Annotated in this window: 21 protein-coding genes and 1 pseudogene; 19 read left to right on the top strand and 3 right to left on the bottom strand. The window is 72.0% G+C overall.

From position 1 onward, the window contains the following. Positions 1-19 precede the first annotated feature (19 nt). The 3 genes from IG05_RS0106825 (at position 20) to IG05_RS0106815 (ending at position 3,728) form a co-directional block, all read left to right on the top strand. Complete coding sequence (locus tag IG05_RS0106825) at positions 20-1,906, top strand: AfsR/SARP family transcriptional regulator (RefSeq protein ID WP_051789567.1); 1,887 nt, start codon at positions 20-22, stop codon at positions 1,904-1,906. Between the two features lie 10 nt (positions 1,907-1,916). Further along, the gene (locus IG05_RS0106820; protein ID WP_037813153.1) at positions 1,917-3,113 is read left to right on the top strand and encodes a cytochrome P450; all 1,197 of its coding nucleotides are present in this window, start codon (positions 1,917-1,919) and stop codon (positions 3,111-3,113) included. Between the two features lie 69 nt (positions 3,114-3,182). After that, a complete protein-coding gene (locus tag IG05_RS0106815) occupies positions 3,183-3,728 on the top strand; it encodes a DUF1707 SHOCT-like domain-containing protein (protein WP_158838800.1) in 546 nt (181 codons plus the stop codon). Positions 3,729-3,800: 72 nt separating this feature from the next. Here IG05_RS0106815 and IG05_RS0106810 read toward each other — a convergent pair whose 3' ends face one another. Together IG05_RS0106810 and IG05_RS0106805 are read right to left on the bottom strand one after the other, a co-directional pair. After that, positions 3,801-5,009 (bottom strand): cytochrome P450, encoded by a 1,209-nt coding sequence (locus IG05_RS0106810; protein WP_030340089.1) that lies wholly within the window; start codon positions 5,007-5,009, stop codon positions 3,801-3,803. Positions 5,010-5,130: 121 nt separating this feature from the next. After that, complete coding sequence (locus tag IG05_RS0106805; RefSeq protein WP_078893931.1) at positions 5,131-5,820, bottom strand: acyltransferase domain-containing protein; 690 nt, start codon at positions 5,818-5,820, stop codon at positions 5,131-5,133. A gap of 271 nt (positions 5,821-6,091) precedes the next feature. On the opposite strand from IG05_RS0106805, the gene IG05_RS48290 reads away from it, so the two are divergent. The 16 genes and pseudogenes from IG05_RS48290 to IG05_RS50500 form a co-directional block, all read left to right on the top strand. Next, a complete protein-coding gene (locus IG05_RS48290; protein ID WP_030340086.1) occupies positions 6,092-6,415 on the top strand; it encodes a TcmI family type II polyketide cyclase in 324 nt (107 codons plus the stop codon). Then, entirely contained in the window at positions 6,412-6,852 is a 441-nt protein-coding gene (locus IG05_RS48285) for a cupin domain-containing protein (RefSeq protein ID WP_030340084.1), read from the top strand. Before IG05_RS48290 ends, IG05_RS48285 begins: the two co-directional genes overlap by 4 nt. Next, a complete protein-coding gene (locus IG05_RS0106790; protein ID WP_030340082.1) occupies positions 6,849-8,120 on the top strand; it encodes a beta-ketoacyl-[acyl-carrier-protein] synthase family protein in 1,272 nt (423 codons plus the stop codon). Before IG05_RS48285 ends, IG05_RS0106790 begins: the two co-directional genes overlap by 4 nt. Further along, positions 8,117-9,370 carry a ketosynthase chain-length factor gene (locus tag IG05_RS0106785; protein WP_030340080.1) on the top strand — a complete coding sequence of 418 codons (1,254 nt, stop codon included), beginning with the start codon at positions 8,117-8,119 and terminating at the stop codon, positions 9,368-9,370. The genes IG05_RS0106790 and IG05_RS0106785 overlap by 4 nt, the downstream gene beginning before the upstream one ends. A gap of 47 nt (positions 9,371-9,417) precedes the next feature. After that, positions 9,418-9,675: an acyl carrier protein gene (locus IG05_RS0106780; protein WP_030340079.1), complete on the top strand. Its 258-nt coding sequence runs from the start codon at positions 9,418-9,420 to the stop codon at positions 9,673-9,675. Between the two features lie 2 nt (positions 9,676-9,677). Next, positions 9,678-10,154, top strand: coding sequence for an SRPBCC family protein (locus IG05_RS0106775; protein WP_030340077.1), 477 nt, complete (start codon positions 9,678-9,680; stop codon positions 10,152-10,154). Further along, positions 10,151-10,609 carry a DUF1772 domain-containing protein gene (locus tag IG05_RS0106770; protein WP_030340075.1) on the top strand — a complete coding sequence of 153 codons (459 nt, stop codon included), beginning with the start codon at positions 10,151-10,153 and terminating at the stop codon, positions 10,607-10,609. The genes IG05_RS0106775 and IG05_RS0106770 overlap by 4 nt, the downstream gene beginning before the upstream one ends. Positions 10,610-10,631: 22 nt before the next feature. Beyond that, positions 10,632-11,381: an SDR family NAD(P)-dependent oxidoreductase gene (locus tag IG05_RS0106765; RefSeq protein WP_030340073.1), complete on the top strand. Its 750-nt coding sequence runs from the start codon at positions 10,632-10,634 to the stop codon at positions 11,379-11,381. A 1-nt stretch (position 11,382) separates the two neighbouring features. Continuing rightward, complete coding sequence (locus IG05_RS0106760) at positions 11,383-11,715, top strand: antibiotic biosynthesis monooxygenase family protein (RefSeq protein ID WP_030340072.1); 333 nt, start codon at positions 11,383-11,385, stop codon at positions 11,713-11,715. Further along, entirely contained in the window at positions 11,712-12,044 is a 333-nt protein-coding gene (locus IG05_RS0106755; protein ID WP_030340071.1) for an antibiotic biosynthesis monooxygenase family protein, read from the top strand. The genes IG05_RS0106760 and IG05_RS0106755 overlap by 4 nt, the downstream gene beginning before the upstream one ends. 31 nt (positions 12,045-12,075) lie before the next feature. Next, complete coding sequence (locus IG05_RS0106750; protein ID WP_030340070.1) at positions 12,076-12,294, top strand: DUF6059 family protein; 219 nt, start codon at positions 12,076-12,078, stop codon at positions 12,292-12,294. Positions 12,295-12,320: 26 nt separating this feature from the next. After that, the gene (rfbB, locus tag IG05_RS0106745; protein WP_030340069.1) at positions 12,321-13,364 is read left to right on the top strand and encodes a dTDP-glucose 4,6-dehydratase; all 1,044 of its coding nucleotides are present in this window, start codon (positions 12,321-12,323) and stop codon (positions 13,362-13,364) included. Continuing rightward, a complete protein-coding gene (locus IG05_RS0106740) occupies positions 13,361-14,428 on the top strand; it encodes a glucose-1-phosphate thymidylyltransferase (RefSeq protein ID WP_030340068.1) in 1,068 nt (355 codons plus the stop codon). The genes rfbB and IG05_RS0106740 overlap by 4 nt, the downstream gene beginning before the upstream one ends. Positions 14,429-14,439: 11 nt before the next feature. Then, a complete protein-coding gene (locus IG05_RS0106735) occupies positions 14,440-15,918 on the top strand; it encodes an NDP-hexose 2,3-dehydratase family protein (RefSeq protein WP_078893930.1) in 1,479 nt (492 codons plus the stop codon). Positions 15,919-16,045: 127 nt separating this feature from the next. After that, positions 16,046-17,671 carry an FAD-dependent monooxygenase gene (locus IG05_RS0106730; RefSeq protein WP_051789561.1) on the top strand — a complete coding sequence of 542 codons (1,626 nt, stop codon included), beginning with the start codon at positions 16,046-16,048 and terminating at the stop codon, positions 17,669-17,671. Continuing rightward, positions 17,668-18,252: pseudogene (locus tag IG05_RS50500) on the top strand (N-acyl homoserine lactonase family protein); the annotation flags it as partial. The gene IG05_RS0106730 and the pseudogene IG05_RS50500, both read left to right, overlap by 4 nt. 118 nt (positions 18,253-18,370) lie before the next feature. Here the strand turns inward: IG05_RS50500 and IG05_RS0106720 are convergent. After that, positions 18,371-19,567 (bottom strand): cytochrome P450, encoded by a 1,197-nt coding sequence (locus IG05_RS0106720; RefSeq protein WP_030340064.1) that lies wholly within the window; start codon positions 19,565-19,567, stop codon positions 18,371-18,373. Between the last annotated feature and the right edge of the window lie 49 nt (positions 19,568-19,616).

Here is a 19,616-nt window from a genome sequence, read left to right as displayed (position 1 = left end):
ATTCAGCATTCTTGGAAGTATGGAAGTGTACGACGGGGAACAACTGGTCACTCCGACATCGCCGAAATTACGGCATGTTCTGGCGGCCCTGCTTCTCCATGCAAATCGGCCGGTACGGCCCGAGTCGCTGATCGAGGAACTGTGGCTGCACGAACCGCCGGCTACCGCCGCCACCACGCTCCAGACCTACATCTACCGGCTCCGGAAGAAACTCGGCCTGTACGAGGGGATCGGTGAACAGGAGATCCTGGCCACGGTCAACTCCAGCTATCTCATGCGGGCCAAGGCGGAGCAGCTCGACATGACGCTGTTCGAGCAGCTCTCCCGGCTCGGGCAGGACGCGCTCCAGGACGGCAGGCCCGAGCAGGCGTCCTCACTGCTCGACGAGGCGTTGTCCCTGTGGCGCGGGAACATGCTGGAAGGCGTGCCGGTCGGCCCGCTGCTGGAGGCGCACGTGGTGCGCTTCGAGGAGGCCCGGCTGCGCGCACACGAGATGCGGATCGAGGCGGGCCTGCAGCTCGGCCGGCACCATGAACTCATAGCCGAACTCAGGTCCCTGATCTCCAGTCATCCCCTGCACGAGGGGTTCCCCGCCCAGTTGATGCTGGCCCTGTACCGTTCGGACCGCCGGCTGGAGGCGCTGGAGGTCTACCGTTCGCTGCGCCGCCGGCTGGTGACCGAACTGGGACTGGACCCGTCGGGCGAGTTGGTGGCGCTGCACCGGGCCATCCTCAGCGCCGATCCGTCCCTGAACCTCCCCGGCGGGGAGCGGAAGGCCGTCCGGCTGAACAGCGGACCGGCTCAGCTCCCGGTCCGGGAGTTCGACCTGGCCGTGCACAAGGGGCTGGCCGCGCAGCTGGAAGCGGTGCTGCGCACCGCTGCCGACCGGCCCCGGTACTGGGACGTCACACCGCCCGTGGTCTCCCTCCACGGCATGCCCGGCGTGGGCAAGAGCACCTTGGCGCTGCACACGGCGCACGAGTTGCGTCCGCTGTTCCCGGACGGCCAGCTCTACGTCGACCTCCGCGACCGGCACGGCCGGCCGCTGCCTTCCGCCGGGGCCGTCGACGGATTCCTGCACAGGATCGGACTGCAGCCGGATCCGAAGGGCCGGCTGGAGGACCGCGCGGAGCACTTCCGCGCCTGGAGTGCGGACCGCAAGGTGCTGGTCGTCCTGGACAACGCGGTCTGCGCCGAGCAGGTGCTGCCGCTGCTGCCCAGCGGACCGGGGTGCGCGACCATCCTGACCAGCCGGTCGCCCCTGGACGGGCTGGGCGAGGAGATAGCGCTCGAACTCTCGCTGCCGTCCGTCGAGGAGGGCGTCCAGCTGCTCGACTCGCTGCTTCCGGCCGGACAGGTGGCGCAGGACCGGCAGCATGCCGAGGAGGTCGTCCGGCTGTGCGGCCGGCTGCCGGCCGCCATCTGCGCGGCCGCGAGCCAGCTCGGGGCCAAACCCCAGTGGGGGCTGCATGAACTGGCCGGCTGGCTGGCCGATTCGACGGGCCGGCTGAGCACCCTCATGTCCCCGGACGCGAGCCTGCGCAACACCCTGGAGCTCATCTGCCGGACGTTCGGGCAGAGTGGTCAGCGGATCTTCGAGCGGCTGGGGATGCTTCCCGAGACGTTCACCCGCGAGGAGCTCCTGGGCGGTGGCGACGACGTGGACGGCGCGCTGAAGCATCTGGTGGAATCCCGGCTGGTGGAGCGGGTCCTCCGGATGGAGGAGGGCAGTTACCGACCGGCTTACGGCTGTCATGAACTGGTGCGGCTGTATGCGCAGGAACGTCGGCGCGCGGCCGAGCCGCGGCTGGAGGACACCCTGCCGTCCGGGGCGTACCCCGGGCCGGCCGCCAGATCCCCGAAGTGCTTCCCGGCCGCGCAGTGCCGGGTGCCGGCCTGCAGGTGAGGGAGCGATGATGGACCGACACAGTGCCCTGCCTTTCCCGTTCCGGGGCCCGGGCGTGCTGGAGATGGCCGAGGAGTGGGAGCGGCTGCGAAGCTCCTGCCCGGTCGCCCGCGTGGGTTTCGCGACCGGGGACAGCGGCTGGCTGGTCAGCCGGTACGAGGACGTGCGCACGGTGCTGACCGACGCACGCTTCAGCCGTGCGGCCGCCGCGCTCCCCGACGCGCCGCGGATGCGGCCGCTGGCCGCCGACGCGGCGACCATCCTGTCGATGGACCCGCCCGAGCACACCCGGCTGCACAAGCTCGTGGCACGGGCCTTCGGGAAGAAGCAGATCGAGCGGTTACGCCCGTTCGTCGAACGGACCACCCGGGAGCTGCTGGACGCGATGGAGCAGGCCGGGCCGCCGGCCGACCTGGTGGCCGGTCTCGGGCTGCCCCTGCCGGTCGCCGTCATCTGCCAGTTGCTCGGCGTGCCCTTCGCCGACCGCGACCGGTTCTGCCGGTGGGCGGACGTGATGCTCAGCCTCGGCACCCACACCCCGGACCAGGTCCGGGCCGCGCGCTCGGAGCTGGCCGGCTATCTGGGCCGGCTCATCGAGGTCAAGCGCCGGACGGAGGGCGAGGACGATCTGCTGAGCACGCTGATCGGCGCCAGCGAGGCCGGCGACCGGCTGAGCGAGCACGAACTCGTGCTCTTCGGTGTGACCCTGCTGATCGCCGGCTATCACACGACGTCGAGCACCTTCGCCAACGGAGCTCTGCAACTCCTGCGCCGCCCGGACCTGACCGCGAGCATCGCGGGCGACACCGGGCGGGTCCGGGCCACGGTCGAGGAGATCCTGCGGTACAGCACCGCCGGCGTCAACGGCGGCACCATCAGGGTCGCCACCGAGGACGTGGAACTGGGCGGGGTGCTGGTGCGGGCGGGTGAGGCGGTGCTGCCCGCGATCACCTCGGCGAACCGGGACGAGTCGGTTTTCGCGAACGCCGCCGAGTTCGATCCCGGCCGTGACCACAACCCCCACCTGGCCTTCGGGCTCGGGGCGCACTACTGCCTCGGTTCCCAGCTGGCCCGGCTGGAGCTGACGGTGGCCGTCGACGCGCTGCTGCGCCGGTTCCCCGCGATGCGCCTCGCCGTGCCGGAGGAGGAGCTGAGCTCCACCGCGGGTGTCATCCGGAGTCTGACCGCGCTGCCGGTCCTCTGGTGACCGCGCTGCCCTGCGCGGCACCACCAGGAGACGGCCATGGCGACATGACGAGTAAGAGAGGTGCGGATCGTGGCTGACGATCTGGAACGTCGGCGTCCGCCGAAGCCGTTGCGGGTGTCCGACGCGGAACGCGAGCGGGTGGTCGAGCAGTTGAAGGCCGCGGTCGGTGAGGGGCGCATCTCACTGGCCGAGCTCGACCAGCGGCTCTCCCTGGTCTACTCGGCCGACACCCGGCCGGAGGTCGACGCCGTCCTGGCCGACCTGCCGTCCGTGCGTCCGCCGCAGGCGCTGGAGGTCCGCCGGGTCAAGTCGTTCGCGCGGATCGACGGCCGCTGGGAGGTGCCGGAGTTCCTGACCGTCGGCTGCTACGACGCGGTGGTCCGGCTCGACTTCCGCCAGGCGTCCATCGGGCACCCGGCGGTCCGTATCGACCTGTCCGCCGCCAAGAGCATCGTCCGCCTCCAGCTGCCCGCCGGGGCGTCGGTCTCGGTCCACGGACTCGTGGTGCACAAGGGTCTCGTCCGCAACCGGGTGGCCGACCCGGGCGGCTACGCGAGCGGGACCGGGTTCACGATCACCGGTCAGCTGACGAAGGCGCTGCTGTTCCTGCGGTGAGATCCCGGCCGGCGTCCGCCCGGCGGACGGCCCGGGCCACGCACCTGATCGGTGCGCGGCCCGGGCCACGTCTCACCACTCCACGGGGATCTCCACGAAGTTCTGGATCAGCGCGCCCTCGTTCCGCGGCAGCTCGTCCGCGGGAGCGGTGAGCCGCAGCCCGGGAAAGCGGCGCACCACGCCCGCCACGGCCACCTGCAGCTCCATCCTGGCCAGGGCGGCCCCGGCGCAGTAGTGGATGCCGGTGCTGAAGGTCACGTGGTGGTTGTCCCGCCGGGTGATGTCGAAGGTCTCCGGATCGGGGAAGGCGTCGGGGTCCGTGTTGGCCGACTCTATCGAGGGGATGATGCTCGAACCGGCGGGGATGAGGACGCCGCCGACCTCGATGTCCTCCTTGACGTAGCGCAGCATGGACAGCGAGGAGCCCATCACCTGGAGGCGCAGGAGTTCCTCGACGGCCGACGGCACGAGCGAGGGATCGGCCTGCAGCCGGGCCAGGTCCCCGGGCCGGCTGAGCAGGACGACGAGGCTGGAGCCGAGCTGGCCGGCGGTGGTCTCGTACCCGGCGATCAGCAGCAGCATCACCCAGTAGACCAGCTCGTACTCGCTCAGGCCCGACTCGTCGTCGTCCTGGACCGCGATCATCGCGCTGATCAGGTCGTTCCCGGGTGTCTCCCGCTTGGCGGCGACGAGCTGCTGGACGTAGGCGATGAGCTCGCCGCGGGCCCGGCCGATCTCCTCACCGGTGAACCGGCTCACCGACAGGAAGTGGTCCGTCCAGCTGCGGAACCTGTGCTGGTCCTCCAGCGGGACCCCGAGCAGCTCGCAGGTCATCCGGATCGTCAGCGGGAACGCCAGCGCCTCGTTCAGGTCGGCCGGGCGGGGGCCCTGCTCCATCGCGTCGAGGAGTTCGGCCACCACCTTCTCGGTACGCGGCCGCAGTTCCTCCACCCGCCTGGGGGTGAAGGCCTTGGTGATCAGGCGGCGCATCCGGGTGTGTTCCGGGGGGTCCGGGCTGATGTGCGGGTCCTGGAACATGACGTTGTCCTTCGTCATGCGGGCGGTACCCGGCCGGGTCAGGTCGCGGCTGACGCGTTCGTCGGACAGGACCGCCCGCAGGTCCGCGTACCGGGTGATCAACAGGGCCTGGTCGCCGCTCGGGAGCTCCACCGGGACGACCGGCTCCTGCTGGATGCCGCGCAGCTCGGTGGGCTGCTCCAGCGCGGACGGCCGCTTGAACGGGTACGGACACACACCGGTTGTCCGGGGGCTCGTAGTCATGCGTCTCCCTCAGAGATGAGTTCCAACCTGTCCGACCGGCTCGGTGGTGACGCAAGCGGGGAACTCCGCTCCCCACGCGGCCGGTTGTGCCGGTGAGACTCTGGCAGCCGGTGATGGACGATCACTGGACGCCCAGCCGGTGCCCTTCCGACCGGATGCGCCGCACGGCGGCCGGGAGCGCGCCGCGCACGAGGTCGGCGGTGGCGCGGGCGGGCGGGAGCACGGCGACGACGTCGCTGCGTCCGGAGGTGATGGCCGGGTGCCGGCGGGCCAGGCTCAGCAGGCTCTCGCCGGGACCGGCGTCGACCAGCAGGAAGTCGCCGTCGGCGAGGAGCCGGTCGAGCGCGGGGCCGAAGAGCACGGGCTCGGCGATCTGGCGGGCCCAGAAGCCGGGGTCGACGGCCTCCGCCGGTCCCAGCGGGTGCCCCGTCCGCGTCACCAGCAGCCGGACGGCATCCGGCAGGGACATCACACCGGCGACGACGGCCGCGACGGCCTCACCGACGCTGTGGCCCAGCAGGGCTGCGGGCCGGACGCCCCAGCCGCGGACCAGACGTGCGGTCGCGTAACCGAGGGCGAACAGCAGCGGCTGTGCCTGCCCGGCGTCGTCGAGACCGTCCTCGCGCCCGGCCAGGAAGACGGACCGCAGCCGCTGCGCCCGCGGCCCGAGCAGGCCGAAGACCTCCTCCATGGCGGCGGTGAACACCGGCTCGGCGCCGTACAGGTGCCGTCCCATGCCCGGGTGCTGAGCACCCTGGCCCGCGAACAGCAGCGCCACCGGACGCGGGCCGGACCTGGCAGTGGTCTCCATGGACGCCTCCCGTGGCAAGGTCGGGCGCCCTGGGGGCGGACGCCGCACCGAACCATGGGGCGGCCGGGTCTCGGTCCGCTAGCGGGCGGCTGGACAGCCGCTCCCACAGGGGTGCCAGCCGCTCGCCAGCCCGCGTCCAGCGAAGTCGCCGAGTCTGGTGCACCGAGGGCCTGCCCCGTGATCGAACCGGCCGTGACACAACGGCGTGGCGCGGCCGGCCGGATCCCCGGCACGCCCCGCCACCGCACACCGTCCGACTCGGGGAGGACCCGTGTACCAGAACCTGATCGTCGCCCGGATGGATCCGTCGCAGGCGGATTCCGTCGCGGAGATCTTCGCGGAGTCGGACGCTTCCGAACTGCCGCACCTGATCGGGGTGTCCCGGCGTTCGCTGTGGCGCTTCCACGACCTGTACTTCCACCTCGTGGAGGGGGACCAGGACGTCACCCCCAACCTCTACCGGGCCCGCAGCCACCCGCTCTACGAGGACATCCACCTCAGGCTCGCGCGGCACATCCGGCCGTACGACCCGGCGTGGAAGGAGCCGAAGGACGCCATGGCCAGCCCGTTCTACACCTGGGAGAACAAGCGGTGAGTGCTGAAGTGAAGAAGGTCGCCGTCACCGACGTGACACCGAACCTGCGCCGGGGAGGGGACGTCCGCGTCCTGCTCAGCCCGCTGACGGTCGGCGCCACCTCGGGATTCATGGGGACGGTCACCCTGGAGGCGGGCGAGTACGTGTGCGAGCACTACCACCCGTACTCCGAGGAGTTCGTGCACCTGGTCCGCGGGATAGTGAGCCTCACCATCGACGGCACGACGCTGGAGCTGCACCCGGGCGACTCGGCCCTGGTGCCGGTCGGCCTGCGGCACCGTCTGGTGAACACCGGCACCGTCCAGGCGCAGGCCGTCTTCCACCTGGGCCCCCTGGCGCCCAAGCCCGAACTGGGCCATGTGGACACCGAGTTCCTGCCCGGCCACGAGGACGCCGCGGCGCCCCAGGTCGGCGGCCCCGTCGGGGCGGACGCATGAGGGCGATGGATGTCGCGATCACCGGGATCGGCGTCATGGCCCCCGGAGGGCCGGGCCGTGACCCGTTCTGGGACCGCATCGTCTCCGGCGGGACGGCCACCCGCCGGGTCACCCTGTTCGACCCGGCCGGGTTCCGCTGCCAGGTGGCGGCCGAGATCGACTTCGACCCGGCCGCCCACGGGCTGACGCCGCAGGACGGGCGCCGCATGGACCGGGCCGCGCAGTTCGCGGCCGTGGCGATGGACGAGGCGATGGCCGACAGCGGGCTCGACCTCGCCGGCCTGGATCCCGGGCGGGTCGCCGTGACCGTGGGCAACGCGGTCGGCTGCACCACCGGGCTGGAGGAGGAGTACCGGGTCCTCAGCGACGACGGCCGGCAGTGGACCGTGGACCACACCTTCGCCGTCCCCCAGCTCTACAACTACCTGGTGCCCAGCTCGATCGCCGCCGAGGTGGCGTGGCGGGCCGGCGCCGAGGGCCCGGCCTCGGTGGTCTCCTCCGGCTGCACCTCGGGCATCGACGCCCTGGGGTACGCCGCCGGGCTGCTGGCCGAGGGCAGCGCGGACGTCGTGCTGGCCGGATCCGCCGACGCGCCGATCTCACCGATCACCATGGCGTGCTTCGACGCGATCAAGGCCACCTCCACCTACAACGACGACCCCGAAGGCGCCTGCCGGCCCTTCGACCGGGACCGCCGGGGCCTCGTCCTGGGCGAGGGCGCCGCGATGTTCGTGCTGGAGAACGCCGACGACGCCAGGCGCCGGGGTGCCCACGTCTACGCACGCATCCTCGGTTACGCCACCCGCGCCAACGGCTTCCACATGACCGGCCTGCGCGCGGACGGCCGCGAGATGGCGGAGGCGATCACCGTCGCCCTGAACCAGGCCCGGCTGGACCCGGAGGACATCGACTACGTCAACGCCCACGGGTCCGGCACCCGGCAGAACGACCGGCACGAGACGGCGGCGGTCAAGACGAGCCTGGGAAACCGGGCCTTCGAGGTTCCGATGAGCTCCATCAAGTCGATGATCGGCCACTCCCTGGGCGCCATCGGATCCATCGAGGTGGCGGCCTGCGCGCTGGCGATCGAGCACGACGTGGTTCCCCCGACGGCCAATCTCCACGAGCGCGACCCCGAGTGCGACCTGGACTACGTACCCCTGACCGCGCGTGAGCAGAAGATCTCCACGGCGCTCTCGGTGGGCAGCGGGTTCGGCGGGTTCCAGAGCGCGATCGTGATGGCCGCACCCGGCAAGGCGGCGGCATGAACGCGTCGCAGGCACGGCGGAGCGGCGACGGCCGCGCCAAAGCGGTCTTCACCGGGATCGGTGTCGTGGCGCCGAACGGGAACGGCACCGAGGACTGGTGGGCCGCCACCCTGGCCGGCAAGAGCGGCATCGACACGGTCCGCAGCTTCGACGCCCGCTCCTACCCGTCCCAACTCGCCGGTGAGGTCGAAGACTTCGACCCGGGTGAGCGCTTGTCGGCCCGGATCGTCGTGGAGACGTCCCGGATGAGTCACTTCGCCCTGGCCGCCACCGGCATGGCCCTGGACGACGCGGCCGTGGACCTGTCGCAGCTCCCGGAGTACGAGCTCGGGGTGATCACCGCGAACGCCGCCGGCGGCGCCGAGTTCGGCCAGCGCGAGCTGCAGAAGCTGTGGCGCGGCGGCCCCAAGGACGTCAGCCCGTACATGTCCATCGCCTGGTTCTACGCCGCGACCACCGGACAGATCTCCATCGGCCACGGGATGCGCGGGCCGTGCGGTGTGGTGGTCAGCGAGCAGGCGGGCGGCCTGGACGCACTGGGGCAGGCCCGCCGGGTGGTCCGCGACGGCACCCGTCTGGTGGTGACGGGCGGGAGCGACTCGTCCCTGTCGCCGGCCGGGTTCGTCTCGCAGCTGCCCACCGGGAACCTCAGCACGGTGAACGATCCGGCCCGCGCCTACCTGCCGTTCGACACCGGTGCCTCAGGCTTCGTGCCCGGCGAGGGCGGCGCGATCCTGGTACTGGAGAACGCGGACACCGCACGGGCCCGCGGTGTCGACCGTCCCTACGGTGAACTCGCCGGTTACGCGGCCTCGTTCGACCCGCGCCCCGGCTCGGGACGTCCGCCCACGCTGGCCCGCTGCGCGCGTGCCGCCCTCGCCGACGCGCGGATGCGGCCCGAGGACGTCGACGTCGTCTTCGCGGACGGGCACGGCACCGCGGAGAGGGACCGCCAGGAGTCGCGGGCGCTGGCCGAGCTCTTCGGCCCGCGGGGGGTTCCGGTGACGGTGCCCAAGACCATGACCGGCCGGCTCTACGCGGGGGCCGGCGCGCTCGACACCGCGGGTGCCCTGCTGGCGCTGCGCGACCAGGTCGTGCCGCCCACCGTCCACGTCAAGCACCCGGCCGACGCGCACGAGCTGGACCTGGTCACCGATCAGCCGCGCGAGACCGCGCTGCGGAGCGCCATGGTCATCGCACGCGGGCACGGCGGGTTCAACGCCGTCGCCGTCGTGCGCCTGGCCGGCTGAGCGGCCGGCACAGCAGCACCACCACTGTGAAAACGGAGGCATGACACATGAGTGCTCTCACTCTCGACGAACTCAAGACCATGCTCCAGGAGGCGGCGGGCGTCGACGAGTCGGCCGACCTCGACGGCGCCGTGCTGGACACGCAGTTCAGCAGCCTCGGCTACGACTCGCTCGCGATGCTGGAGCTCGCGACCCGGATCCAGAACCAGCTGGGCGTGCCGATCCCGGACGACCACATCGAGTTCATGACCACCCCGCGGGCCGTCCTGGAGTACATCGACAGCCACCTGCCGACGGGAGCGTGACCATGACCGCGCGGACCGAGAACACCGTGGTCATCGACGCCCCCCTGGATCTGGTGTGGGAGATGACCAACGACATCGAGTCCTGGCCGCAGCTGTTCGACGAGTACGCGGCGGCCGAGATCCTGGAGCGCTCGCCGGACGGGACCGTCCGTTTCCGGCTGACCATGCTCCCGGACGAGGACGGCAAGGTCTGGAGCTGGGTCTCGCTGCGCAAGCCGGACCCCGGTACCCGCACCGTCCGGGCCCACCGCGTGGAGACCGGACCGTTCGAGTTCATGAACATCTCCTGGGACTACCAGGAGGCCGAAGGCGGCGTCCGGATGCGCTGGGTGCAGGAGTTCCACGTACGGCCCGAGATGCCGTTCGACGACGCGGCGATGGCAGAACACCTGAACGCGAACACCAAGGTGCAGATGGCCAGGATCAAGAAGCTCGTCGAGGAGGCGGCACTCGGCCGCTCCGGTGAGCCGGGCCGATGAACCAGATCCTGCTGCCCCTGGCCCTGATCGGCAGTGGGATGGGGGCCGGCGGGCTGATGATCGCCTCGCTGGGAGGCGCGCCGCTGTTGCTCAGCCTCCCGGTCGACCGCTACATCCCCGTCCACCAGTTCCTGGTCACCAGGTTCGACCCGTTCATGCCGATCTGCATGATCACGGCGATGCTCGCGGACACCGCCGCGGCGGCGCTGTCCGACGGCCCGGCCCGCGGGCCCGAGGGCGTCGCGGCCGTGCTGCTCCTCGCCGCGATCGTGGTGTCGCTCGTCAAGAACGTCCCGATCAACAAGTGGGTCGGAACGCTGGAGCCGGGTGTCGTACCGCCCGACTGGGAGCGGATCGACCCCCGGGTCCGATGGCGCAACTGGAACGTCGTCCGGACCGCCCTCGTGGTCGCCGCGCTGCTGGCCAACGCCCTCGCAGCGGCACTCGCCCTGTAACCCCACACCTCACGGAGACACCATGAATCCGTCTCTCGACGGGCAGAACGTGCTCGTCACCGGCGGCACCCGCGGCATCGGCCGGGCCATCGTGCTGGCCATGGCCGCTGCCGGCGCCAACGTCCTCACCTGCCACCGCAACGACACCGAGGACGCCCAGAGCCTCGCCCGGGAGCTGAAGGCGCTGCCCGGCGACCACCACCTGGTCAAGGCCGACGTCGGCCGGCCCGAGGACGTCGACCGGCTGCTGGACGAGTGCCGGACCCGCTACGGCACGCTCCACACCATCGTCAACAACGCGGGCGTCATCTCCCACATACCCTTCGCCGAGCTGACGCTGGACGAGTGGCAGCGCGTCATCGGCGCCAACCTCACCGCCCCGTTCCTGATCACCCAGAAGGCGCTCCCGCTGCTCGCGGAGAAGCCCTCGGTCATCAACGTCGGTTCCCGGGTGGCCACCGTCGGACTCGCCCTGCGCGCCCACTACACCGCCGCCAAGGCGGGCCTGATCGGGCTCAGCCGGTCCATGGCGAAGGAGCTCGGTCCCCGGGGCATCCGGGTCAACGTCGTCGCGCCCGGAGTCATCGACACCGAGGAGGCGGCGAGGCTCACGCCGGAGGAGTACGAGGCGCTCCAGCAGCGGTACCGCCACATGACCGCCCTCGGCCGGCTCGGCCTGCCCGCCGAGGTCGCCTCGGTGGTCGTCTTCCTCGCCGACTCCGGGTCGAGCTACCTGACCGGCGAGATCATCCACGTCGACGGAGGAATCTGACATGGCGCACCCCGAGAAGCCCTTCCGGGTCCTGCTGCGGGTGGAGACCCGCCCCGGCATGGCGGCGGACTTCGAACGGACCTGGCGGGAGGTCGGCACCGCGGTGACCTCCGACCCGGCCAACCTCGGCCAGTGGCTGATGCGCTCCACCGAGGAGGAGCACGTCTACTACATCATCAGCGACTGGACCGACGAGCCCGGCTTCCGCGCCTTCGAGCACAGCGAGCAGCACGTCAAGCACCGTGAGCGGCTGCACCCCTTCCGCTCGGGCGGCTCGATGGCCACCATGCGGGCCGTCTACCACCTGCCCAAGGCCGAGACGGCGCAGGCATGAGCGGCGAGGTCCGGGTGATCGTCTACTGCCGGGCGCCCGAAGAGGGGGACGCCCCGCTGGAGGCGGCCTTCCACCACATCAACGAGGACCTGGGCAAGGTGCCCGGTCTGCTGCGCAGCGAGCTGCTGCAGTCGGCCCTCGACGGCGAGAGCGGCTCCTTCGCCGTCCTGAGCTACTGGAAGGACGCCCAGTCGTTCCAGGCCTGGGAGCAGGGGGCGGCGCACCGCAAGCAGACCTCGCCGCTGCGTCGGTACCAGGACCGGGGCGGCAGCCGGCACTACGGGATCTACCAGGTGCGCGCGGCCTTCGCGGCTCCCGGACAGGCCTGACGCCGCTTCGCGACGAGAAAGGAGTCCGGCGATGCCCAGCCTGGTGCGTGCGCTGCTGCTGACCGTGTACGAGGGACTCAAGGCACTGGGCGCGATATACGTCCCCGTCCCTCCGCAGAACCCCGGCGAGCCCGTCCTGACGGAACCCCCGTCGGGCTCACCGGAGCGACTGGTCCCCGGCGGTTCGGTGACCGCGGCCGAGCGCTGGCTGTTCGACGAACTGCGCCGGGAGATGCAGTGGCCGACCTGACGACCCGAGGAGAGAGAAGCTCTGTGATGCACCGTGCCCTCCCGGCCCGGACTGTGCTCGTCACCGGCGCGGCGGGCTTCATCGGCGCCAACTTCGTCCACTACTGGCGCCGGACACATGCCGGCGACACCGTCGTCGCCCTCGACGCGCTGACCTACGCCGGCAACCAGGAGAACCTGGCGGCGGTGCGCGACGACGTGGTGTTCGTCCGGGCGGACATCGCCGACGGCGCCCGGATGACCGAGATCCTGCGCGAGTACCGGGTGCAGGTGGTGGTGAACTTCGCCGCCGAGTCGCACAACAGCCTCGCCGTCCTCGACCCCGGCAGGTTCTTCCGGACCAACGTGCTCGGCACGCAGGCGCTGCTCCACGCGTGCCTGGACGCCGGGGTCGACCGGTTCCACCACGTCTCCACCTGCGAGGTGTACGGGGACCTGGCCCTCGACAGCACGGAGGCCTTCCACGAGGAGACCCCGTACCGGCCCCGCACCCCGTACAACGCCAGCAAGGCCGGGGCCGATCACGCGGTGCGCGCCTACCACGAGACCTTCGGCCTGCCGGTCACCATCACCAACTGCGCCAACAACTACGGGCCTTACCAGTTCCCGGAGAAGGTCGTCCCGCTGTTCGTGACCAACGCGCTGCGCGGCCTGAGCCTGCCGGTCTACGCCTCCCGGCACAACCGGCGGGAGTGGATCCACGTCGAGGACCACTGCCGTGCGATCGACGCGGTGCTCACCGACGGCGAGCCCGGACTGACCTACCACGTCGGCACCGGGGTGGAGGCGAGCGTTCAGCAGATCGCCGACCTGGTCCTCGACGAGCTCGGGCTGCCCGAATCGCTGCAGACCACGGTGGCGGACCGGCCGGGCCACGACCGGCGGTACCTGCTGGACTCCGGCCGGATCAGGCAGACCCTGGGCTGGCAGCCGGCCGTCGCATTCGAGGAGGGGCTGCGGGAGACCATCCGCTGGTACCGCGACAACCCCGGCTGGTGGGCGCCGCTGCTGGAGCGCCGCCCGGTGGCGGAGGAGCGCGCCTGGTCGCCGTCCGGGGCCGGTGCCCGGTGAAGGCCCTGGTCCTGGCCGGTGGTACCGGCTCGCGGCTGCGGCCCATCACCCACACCTCCGCCAAGCAACTCGTACCGATCGGCAACAAGCCGGTGCTGTTCTACGGCCTGGAGGCGATCCGGGACAGCGGCATCCGCGAGGTCGGGATCATCGTCGGCGAGACGGGCGCGGAGGTGCGGCGCGCGGTGGGTGACGGGTCGCGGTTCGGTCTGTCGGTCACCTACATCCCGCAGGAAGCCCCGCTGGGCCTGGCGCACTGCGTGCTGATCGCCCGTGAGTTCCTCGGGGACGACGACTTCCTCATGTACCTCGGCGACAACTTCGTCATCGACGGCATCCGCGGCTTCGTCGCCGAGTTCCTCGCCCGGCGCCCGGACGCGCAGCTGCTGCTGACCAAGGTCGCCAACCCCTCGGAGTTCGGCGTCGCCGAACTGGACGAGGGCGGCCGGGTGGTCAGGGTGGAGGAGAAGCCGAGGGAGCCCAGGAGCGATCTCGCCCTGGTCGGGATCTACATGTTCACCCCGCTCGTCCACCGGATCGTGGCACGACTGCGGCCCAGCGAGCGGGGCGAGCTGGAGATCACGGAAGCGATCCAGAACCTGATCCTCCAGCAGGCGGATGTCAGCTCGCACACCATCTCCGGTTACTGGAAGGACACCGGGCGGGTCGAGGACATGCTGGAGTGCAACCGCATGGTCCTGGAGAACATCGTCCCCCGGATGGACGGCAGCGTGGACGACGAGAGCGAGGTCGTCGGCCGGCTGGACATCGCCGAGGACGCGGTCGTCATCCGGTCCCGGGTGGTGGGCCCGGTGTCCATCGGCCCGGGCACGGTCGTCGCGGACAGCTACGTCGGACCGTTCACCTCGGTCGGGGCCGGCTGCCGGCTGGACCACACCGAGATCGAGTACTCGATCGTGATGGAACGCTCCTCCATCAGCGGGGTGAGCCGGATCCAGAACTCGCTCATCGGCAAGGACGTGGAGGTCTCCCCGGCCGGCCCCGCGCCGCGCGGCCACCAGCTGGTCGTCGGCGATCACAGCCGGGTCCGCCTGAACTATTGAAGGGAGAGAACATGTCGCACCGAGCCGACGCTCTCGCCGGCCGGGCCGGGCGGCCCGACGACACCGAGTTCCTGGCCGACCGGCTGAGCCTTTCCGCCACGGCCTTCGACAACCCCCGTTTCCCGACCGAGGACGTCGTGCCCTGGCTGGAGCGGGCCCGGAAGGAGGGCGGCTTCGCCGTCGACCGGATCCCGTTCGCCGCGCTGGACCAGTGGAGCTTCGACCGTGAGACCGGCAACCTCGGCCACAGCTCCGGGCGGTTCTTCACCGTCGAGGGGCTGCGGGTGACCGGTGGCGGCTGGGCCGCCGGCGGGCTCACCCAACCGATCATCAACCAGCGGGAGAGCGGGATCCTGGGGATCCTGGTCCGCGAGATCGACGGCGTCCTGCACCTGCTCATGCAGGCCAAGATGGAACCCGGCAACACCGGACTGGTCCAGCTGGGCCCGACCGTCCAGGCCACGCGGAGCAACTACACCCGCGTCCACCGCGGCGGGCACACGCGTTACCTGGAGTACTTCGTCGGACCGGACCGCGGCCGGGTACTGGTGGACGCGCTCCAGTCCGAACAGGGCGACAGCTTCCTGTACAAGCGCAACCGCAACATGGTCGTGGAGGTGTTCGAGGACGTCCCGGCGCACGACGGGCACCGCTGGATGACCCTGGGGCAGGTCCACTCCCTGATGGGGATCGACCACCTCGTCAACATGGACGCACGGACCGTGCTGAGCTGCATGCCTCTGGGCGGCCGGCGCGGGGCGCACGAGGAAGCCGCGGCCGGGGAGCGGACCGACTCCTTCCAGAGCGCGCTGACCCGGTCCCTGGACCGCGGCGAGCAGGCCGTCCACAGCGACCTGGAGCTGCTGACCTGGCTCCAGGACCTGCGGACGGAGAGCTCCCAGTCGGCCCGGCTGGTACCGCTGCGCGAGCTGGCCGGGTGGAGCACGGGCGAGGACGCCATCAGCGAGGCGTCGAACAGCTGCGCCCAGGTGATCGCCGTCTCGGTCAGGGCCGGCACCCGGGAGGTGACCCGGTGGACCCAGCCGATGCTGCAGTTCCCGGGGCAGGGCGTGGCGGCCTTCCTGGCCAAGCGGATCGACGGCGTCCTGCACGTCCTCGTGCAGGGCAAGGCGCAGCCGGGGACCCGGGACGCCATCGAGTTCGGGCCGACCGTGCAGTGCGTGTCGCGGGACTGGCGCGCCCTGCCGCCGGGCGAGCGGCCCCCGCTGCTCGACCTGGTTCTCGGCGCCGACGCCGGGCACATCCGGTTCGGCGCGGTGCTCCCGGAGGAGGGCGGCCGCTTCTACCAGCGGGACAACCTGTACACCGTCATCGAGGTCGGCGACGAGTTCCCGGACGCCGAACCCGACACCATGCGGTGGGCGACCCTCGCCCAGCTCAAGGACCTGTTGCGGTGCGGCAACCACGTCAACGTCGAGGCCCGGACCCTGATGACCTGCCTGCAGTCCCTGTGGCAGGGACCGCGGTGACGGCGGGCCGGCCGGCGCCCCGACCGGGGTGCCCGGCCGCACGGCCCCGGTGCGGCGGCCGGGCGACCAGCCGTCCCGGCACGCGGGCCACCGAGCCGATCGACCGACCAGCTTCCGAGGAGAGACGATGGACGATGTGAGCGTTCCCGTGCTCATCGTGGGGGGAGGGCTCGTCGGTCTTTCGGCGGCGGTCTTCCTCACCTGGCAGGGAGAGCGGCCGCTCCTCGTCGAGCGCCACCCCGGTACCTCGCTCCACCCCCGGGCACGCGGGGTGAACGTCCGGGCGATGGAGCTGTTCCGGCAGGTCGGCCTGGAGGACGGGATCCGGGCCACCGAGTCGGCCGTTGCGCTCGCCGGCAACAGCGGCATCGTCCGCATGGAGTCCCTGGCCGGCTTCCAGGCCCCCGGTTTCGACCGCCCGTACCTGGACGAGGACGCGCGGGACGTCAGCCCCACCGGCTGGACCCTGTGCGAGCAGGACGAGCTGGAGCCGGTGCTCCGGGCGCGTGCGCAGGAGAGCGGAGCCGACCTGCGCTTCGGGCACGAGCTGGTCGGGCACGCCCAGGACGCCGAGGGCGTGACCGCCACCGTGCGCCACCGCGCCACCGGCGAGGAGTACGCGGTGCGGGCGCGCTACCTCGTGGTGGCCGACGGCGCCGGAAGCCCGGTCCGCGAGCGGCTCGGCATCGCACGGCAGGGGCACGGCGTCCTCGCGCGGTACCTGAACATCCACTTCCGCGCCGACCTCACCGCAGTGCTCGGGGAGCGGCGCTTCGTCATGGCGTACGTCCGCAACGCGGAGGTGACCGCGGGGCTGCTGCCCGTCAACAACACCGACCGGTGGCTGCTGCACGTCCGCCTGGACCCGCGGGCGGAGCCCGGCCAGGACGGCTGGGACGAGGCGCGCTGCGAAGCGGCCGTGCGGGCCGCGGCGGGTGTGCCGGACCTGCCGGTGAAGATCCTGGGGGCCCAGCCCTGGCAGGCGGCCGGACTGGTGGCCGAGACCTTCCGGGCGGGGCGGCTGTTCCTCGTCGGGGACAGCGCCCATGTGATGCCGCCGACGGGGGCGTTCGGTTCGGCCACGGGCGTCCAGGACGCCCACAACCTCGCGTGGAAGCTGGCCATGGTGCTGCGCGGTGAGGCGTCCGAGGCGCTGCTCGACACCTACGCGGCCGAGCGCGAACCGGTGGCCCGGGCCACGGTGCGGCAGACCGTGCTGCGCTCGCTGGACCGGCCCGGCCACGCCGAGCAGGTCCCGGAAGGGGCGATCCTGCCCGACCACGTGGTCGCGCTCGGGTACCGCTACCCGGTGCGCGGCGCCGCCCCCGGGGACGTACTGGCGCCGGGCGGCGGTTCCGGCGCTCCGGGCACGCGGGCCCCGCACCTGTGGCTGGAGCGGGACGGTGTGCGGATCTCCTCACTGGACCTGTACGACGGCCGCGGGATGACCCTGGTCGCCGGTCCCGAGGCGCCGGACTGGCGCGCTGCCGCGTCTGGTGCGCCGCTGCCGACCACCGTCCACCGGATCGGCGCCGACCGGCTCACCGACCCGTCGCGGCGCTGGGCCGGCACCCATGGTGTGGCGCGGGACGGCGCCGTGCTCGTCCGGCCGGACGGATTCGTCCTGGACCGCTTCACCGCCGAGCACGACCCCCGGACCGCCCTCACCGAGGCGCTGAGCGCGCTGTCGGGGCGCCGGCCCGGTACCGGTCCGGCGGCCACCGCCGCGAACGACGTCAGGAGTCACGGATGAGACTGCACCTGTTCAACCTCGGCACCACTCCGGTCGGCGCGCCCGTGCCGGGTTACCTCGTCCAGACCGCTGACGGCACCAACGTGCTGGTGGACACCGGGTTCTCGCGCGCCGCGGCGGGCCCCAAAGCCATGATCAAGGTCGGGCCCGACGAGGGGGTGGAGGCCAGGCTCGCCGTCCTCGGGCTGCGGCCGCGGGACATCCACCTGGTGGTGTGCACCCACCTGGACCCGGACCACGCCGGCAACCACGACCTCTTCACCGACGCCGAGTTCGTCGTCCAGCGCAGCCACTACCGGCTGGCGACGTCGGGCGAGCTCGGCCGGCTGGAGATCGCCAGGGCGAGCTGGGACCAGCCCCACCTGAAGTACCGGCTGGTCGAGGGCGACACCGAACTGCTCCCCGGCGTCCAGCTGGTGGAGAGCTCCGGACACGTCCAGGGGCACCAGTCGGTGCTCGTCCGGCTGCCCCGGACCGGCGCGGTGCTGCTGGCGGCCGACGCCGTCCCCGCGGCGGAGTACCTCGACCCCGAGCGGCGGGCGATGACGCCGTTCGACGTGGACGAGGCCGCGGTCCGGGCGAGCACCCGCAGGCTGGTCGAACTGGCGGAGGCCACCGGCGCGCTGCTGGTCCACGGCCATGACGCGCAGCAGTGGCGGACCCTGCGGACCGCGCCGTTCCGTCGGAAGGGACCGGCGGTCACCACCGGACGGGCAGCGCCCGCGGACCGCGCTGCATCGTGCGCAGCTCCCACTCCAGGTCCTCCACCGCCACGTCCAGGCGCAGCCCGGGGAAGCGGGCGACCAGCGAGCCCACCGCGACGGCGAGTTCCGCGCGGGCCAGCTGGGCGCCCAGGCAGCGGTGCGGGCCGTGGCCGAAGCCGATGTGCGGATTGGGGCTGCGGGTCACGTCCAGCCGGTCGGGATCGGTGAAGACGGTGGCGTCCCGGTCCGCGGAGATCACGGCCGGCAGCACGGCCTCCCCCGCGCGCACCAGGGTGCCGCCCAGTGCCACGTCCTCCAGTGCGACACGTACCGTGCCGCCGCTGACGGCGGCCGGGGTGTACCGGACCAGCTCGTCCACCGCGGCCTCGATCAGCTCGGGCCGCTCGCGGAGCAGCTCCCACTGTTCCGGGTGCCGCAGCAGTGCCAGCACGCCTCCGCTGATCGAGTGGGCCACCGTCTCCACCCCGGCGACCAGCAGGGTGATGCCGAAAGTCACCAGTTCGTCCTCGTCCAGGCGTTCCTCGCGGGGGGCGTTGGCGAGGTCGCTCAGCAGGCCGTCGTCGGGCTCCCGGCGCTTCTCCCGGACCAGCTGCGCGAGGTAGCCCTTGAGCGAGGCCGCGGCGCCCTCGATCTCCTCGGCGGAGTGCGCGGTGACGCTGAGGTAGACCCGGGACCAGGCGCCGAACTGCTCCTGGTCCGCGACCGGCACGCCGAGCAGCTCGCAGATCACCGTGCTCGGCAGCGGCCTGGCGACCGTGGAGACCAGGTCGGCGCCCGGCCCGGCCGCCGTCAGGGCGTCCAGCAATCGGTCGGCGGTCCGCTGGATGCGCGGTCGCAGCCCGTTGATCCGGCCGGTGGAGAACGCCCTCATGGCGATCCGGCGCAGCCGGGTGTGCTCGGGCGGGTCCATGGTGGTGAGGGACCGGGCCTCCAGCGCCGCGCGCCGGGCCCGTGGAGCGCCGGCGCGGGCGGCGGCGGCCCGGCTGAAGCGGGGGTCCGAGAGCAGCCGGCGGTTGTCCTCGTACCGGGCGGCGATCCAGGCCGGGTCCCCGGTCGGCAGCGTCACCCGCCGCAGGCCGTCCGCGGCGCGCAGGTCGTCGAACTCCGCGGCGGGACGCCAGGGTTCGGACGTCGGAAAGGGAAAGGGGGCTGCGGGATGCTCGGTGGTCACGTCTGTTTCCTCACGTGTGGCGGTGTCCTGAGGGGATGCGGGCTCCCCC

Source organism: Streptomyces sp. NRRL S-1022 (assembly GCF_000720135.1).
Lineage (GTDB): Bacteria > Actinomycetota > Actinomycetes > Streptomycetales > Streptomycetaceae > Streptomyces.
This window is presented reverse-complemented; position numbering and strand designations above follow the sequence as displayed.

What these genes read in the sequence shown, in the direction of transcription:
- IG05_RS0106790 (WP_030340082.1), top strand. Translation starts at nt 6,849, where the DNA reads ATGAGGGCGATGGATGTCGCGATCACCGGGATCGGCGTCATGGCCCCC.
- IG05_RS0106760 (WP_030340072.1), top strand. Translation starts at nt 11,383, where the DNA reads ATGGCGCACCCCGAGAAGCCCTTCCGGGTCCTGCTGCGGGTGGAGACC.
- IG05_RS0106735 (WP_078893930.1), top strand. Translation starts at nt 14,440, where the DNA reads ATGTCGCACCGAGCCGACGCTCTCGCCGGCCGGGCCGGGCGGCCCGAC.
- IG05_RS0106785 (WP_030340080.1), top strand. Translation starts at nt 8,117, where the DNA reads ATGAACGCGTCGCAGGCACGGCGGAGCGGCGACGGCCGCGCCAAAGCG.
- IG05_RS0106825 (WP_051789567.1), top strand. Translation starts at nt 20, where the DNA reads ATGGAAGTGTACGACGGGGAACAACTGGTCACTCCGACATCGCCGAAA.
- IG05_RS0106770 (WP_030340075.1), top strand. Translation starts at nt 10,151, where the DNA reads ATGAACCAGATCCTGCTGCCCCTGGCCCTGATCGGCAGTGGGATGGGG.
- IG05_RS0106780 (WP_030340079.1), top strand. Translation starts at nt 9,418, where the DNA reads ATGAGTGCTCTCACTCTCGACGAACTCAAGACCATGCTCCAGGAGGCG.
- IG05_RS0106765 (WP_030340073.1), top strand. Translation starts at nt 10,632, where the DNA reads ATGAATCCGTCTCTCGACGGGCAGAACGTGCTCGTCACCGGCGGCACC.
- IG05_RS0106775 (WP_030340077.1), top strand. Translation starts at nt 9,678, where the DNA reads ATGACCGCGCGGACCGAGAACACCGTGGTCATCGACGCCCCCCTGGAT.
- IG05_RS0106750 (WP_030340070.1), top strand. Translation starts at nt 12,076, where the DNA reads ATGCCCAGCCTGGTGCGTGCGCTGCTGCTGACCGTGTACGAGGGACTC.
- rfbB (WP_030340069.1), top strand. Translation starts at nt 12,321, where the DNA reads ATGCACCGTGCCCTCCCGGCCCGGACTGTGCTCGTCACCGGCGCGGCG.
- IG05_RS0106805 (WP_078893931.1), bottom strand. Translation starts at nt 5,820, where the DNA reads ATGGAGACCACTGCCAGGTCCGGCCCGCGTCCGGTGGCGCTGCTGTTC.
- IG05_RS0106755 (WP_030340071.1), top strand. Translation starts at nt 11,712, where the DNA reads ATGAGCGGCGAGGTCCGGGTGATCGTCTACTGCCGGGCGCCCGAAGAG.
- IG05_RS0106820 (WP_037813153.1), top strand. Translation starts at nt 1,917, where the DNA reads ATGGACCGACACAGTGCCCTGCCTTTCCCGTTCCGGGGCCCGGGCGTG.
- IG05_RS0106810 (WP_030340089.1), bottom strand. Translation starts at nt 5,009, where the DNA reads ATGACTACGAGCCCCCGGACAACCGGTGTGTGTCCGTACCCGTTCAAG.
- IG05_RS0106730 (WP_051789561.1), top strand. Translation starts at nt 16,046, where the DNA reads ATGGACGATGTGAGCGTTCCCGTGCTCATCGTGGGGGGAGGGCTCGTC.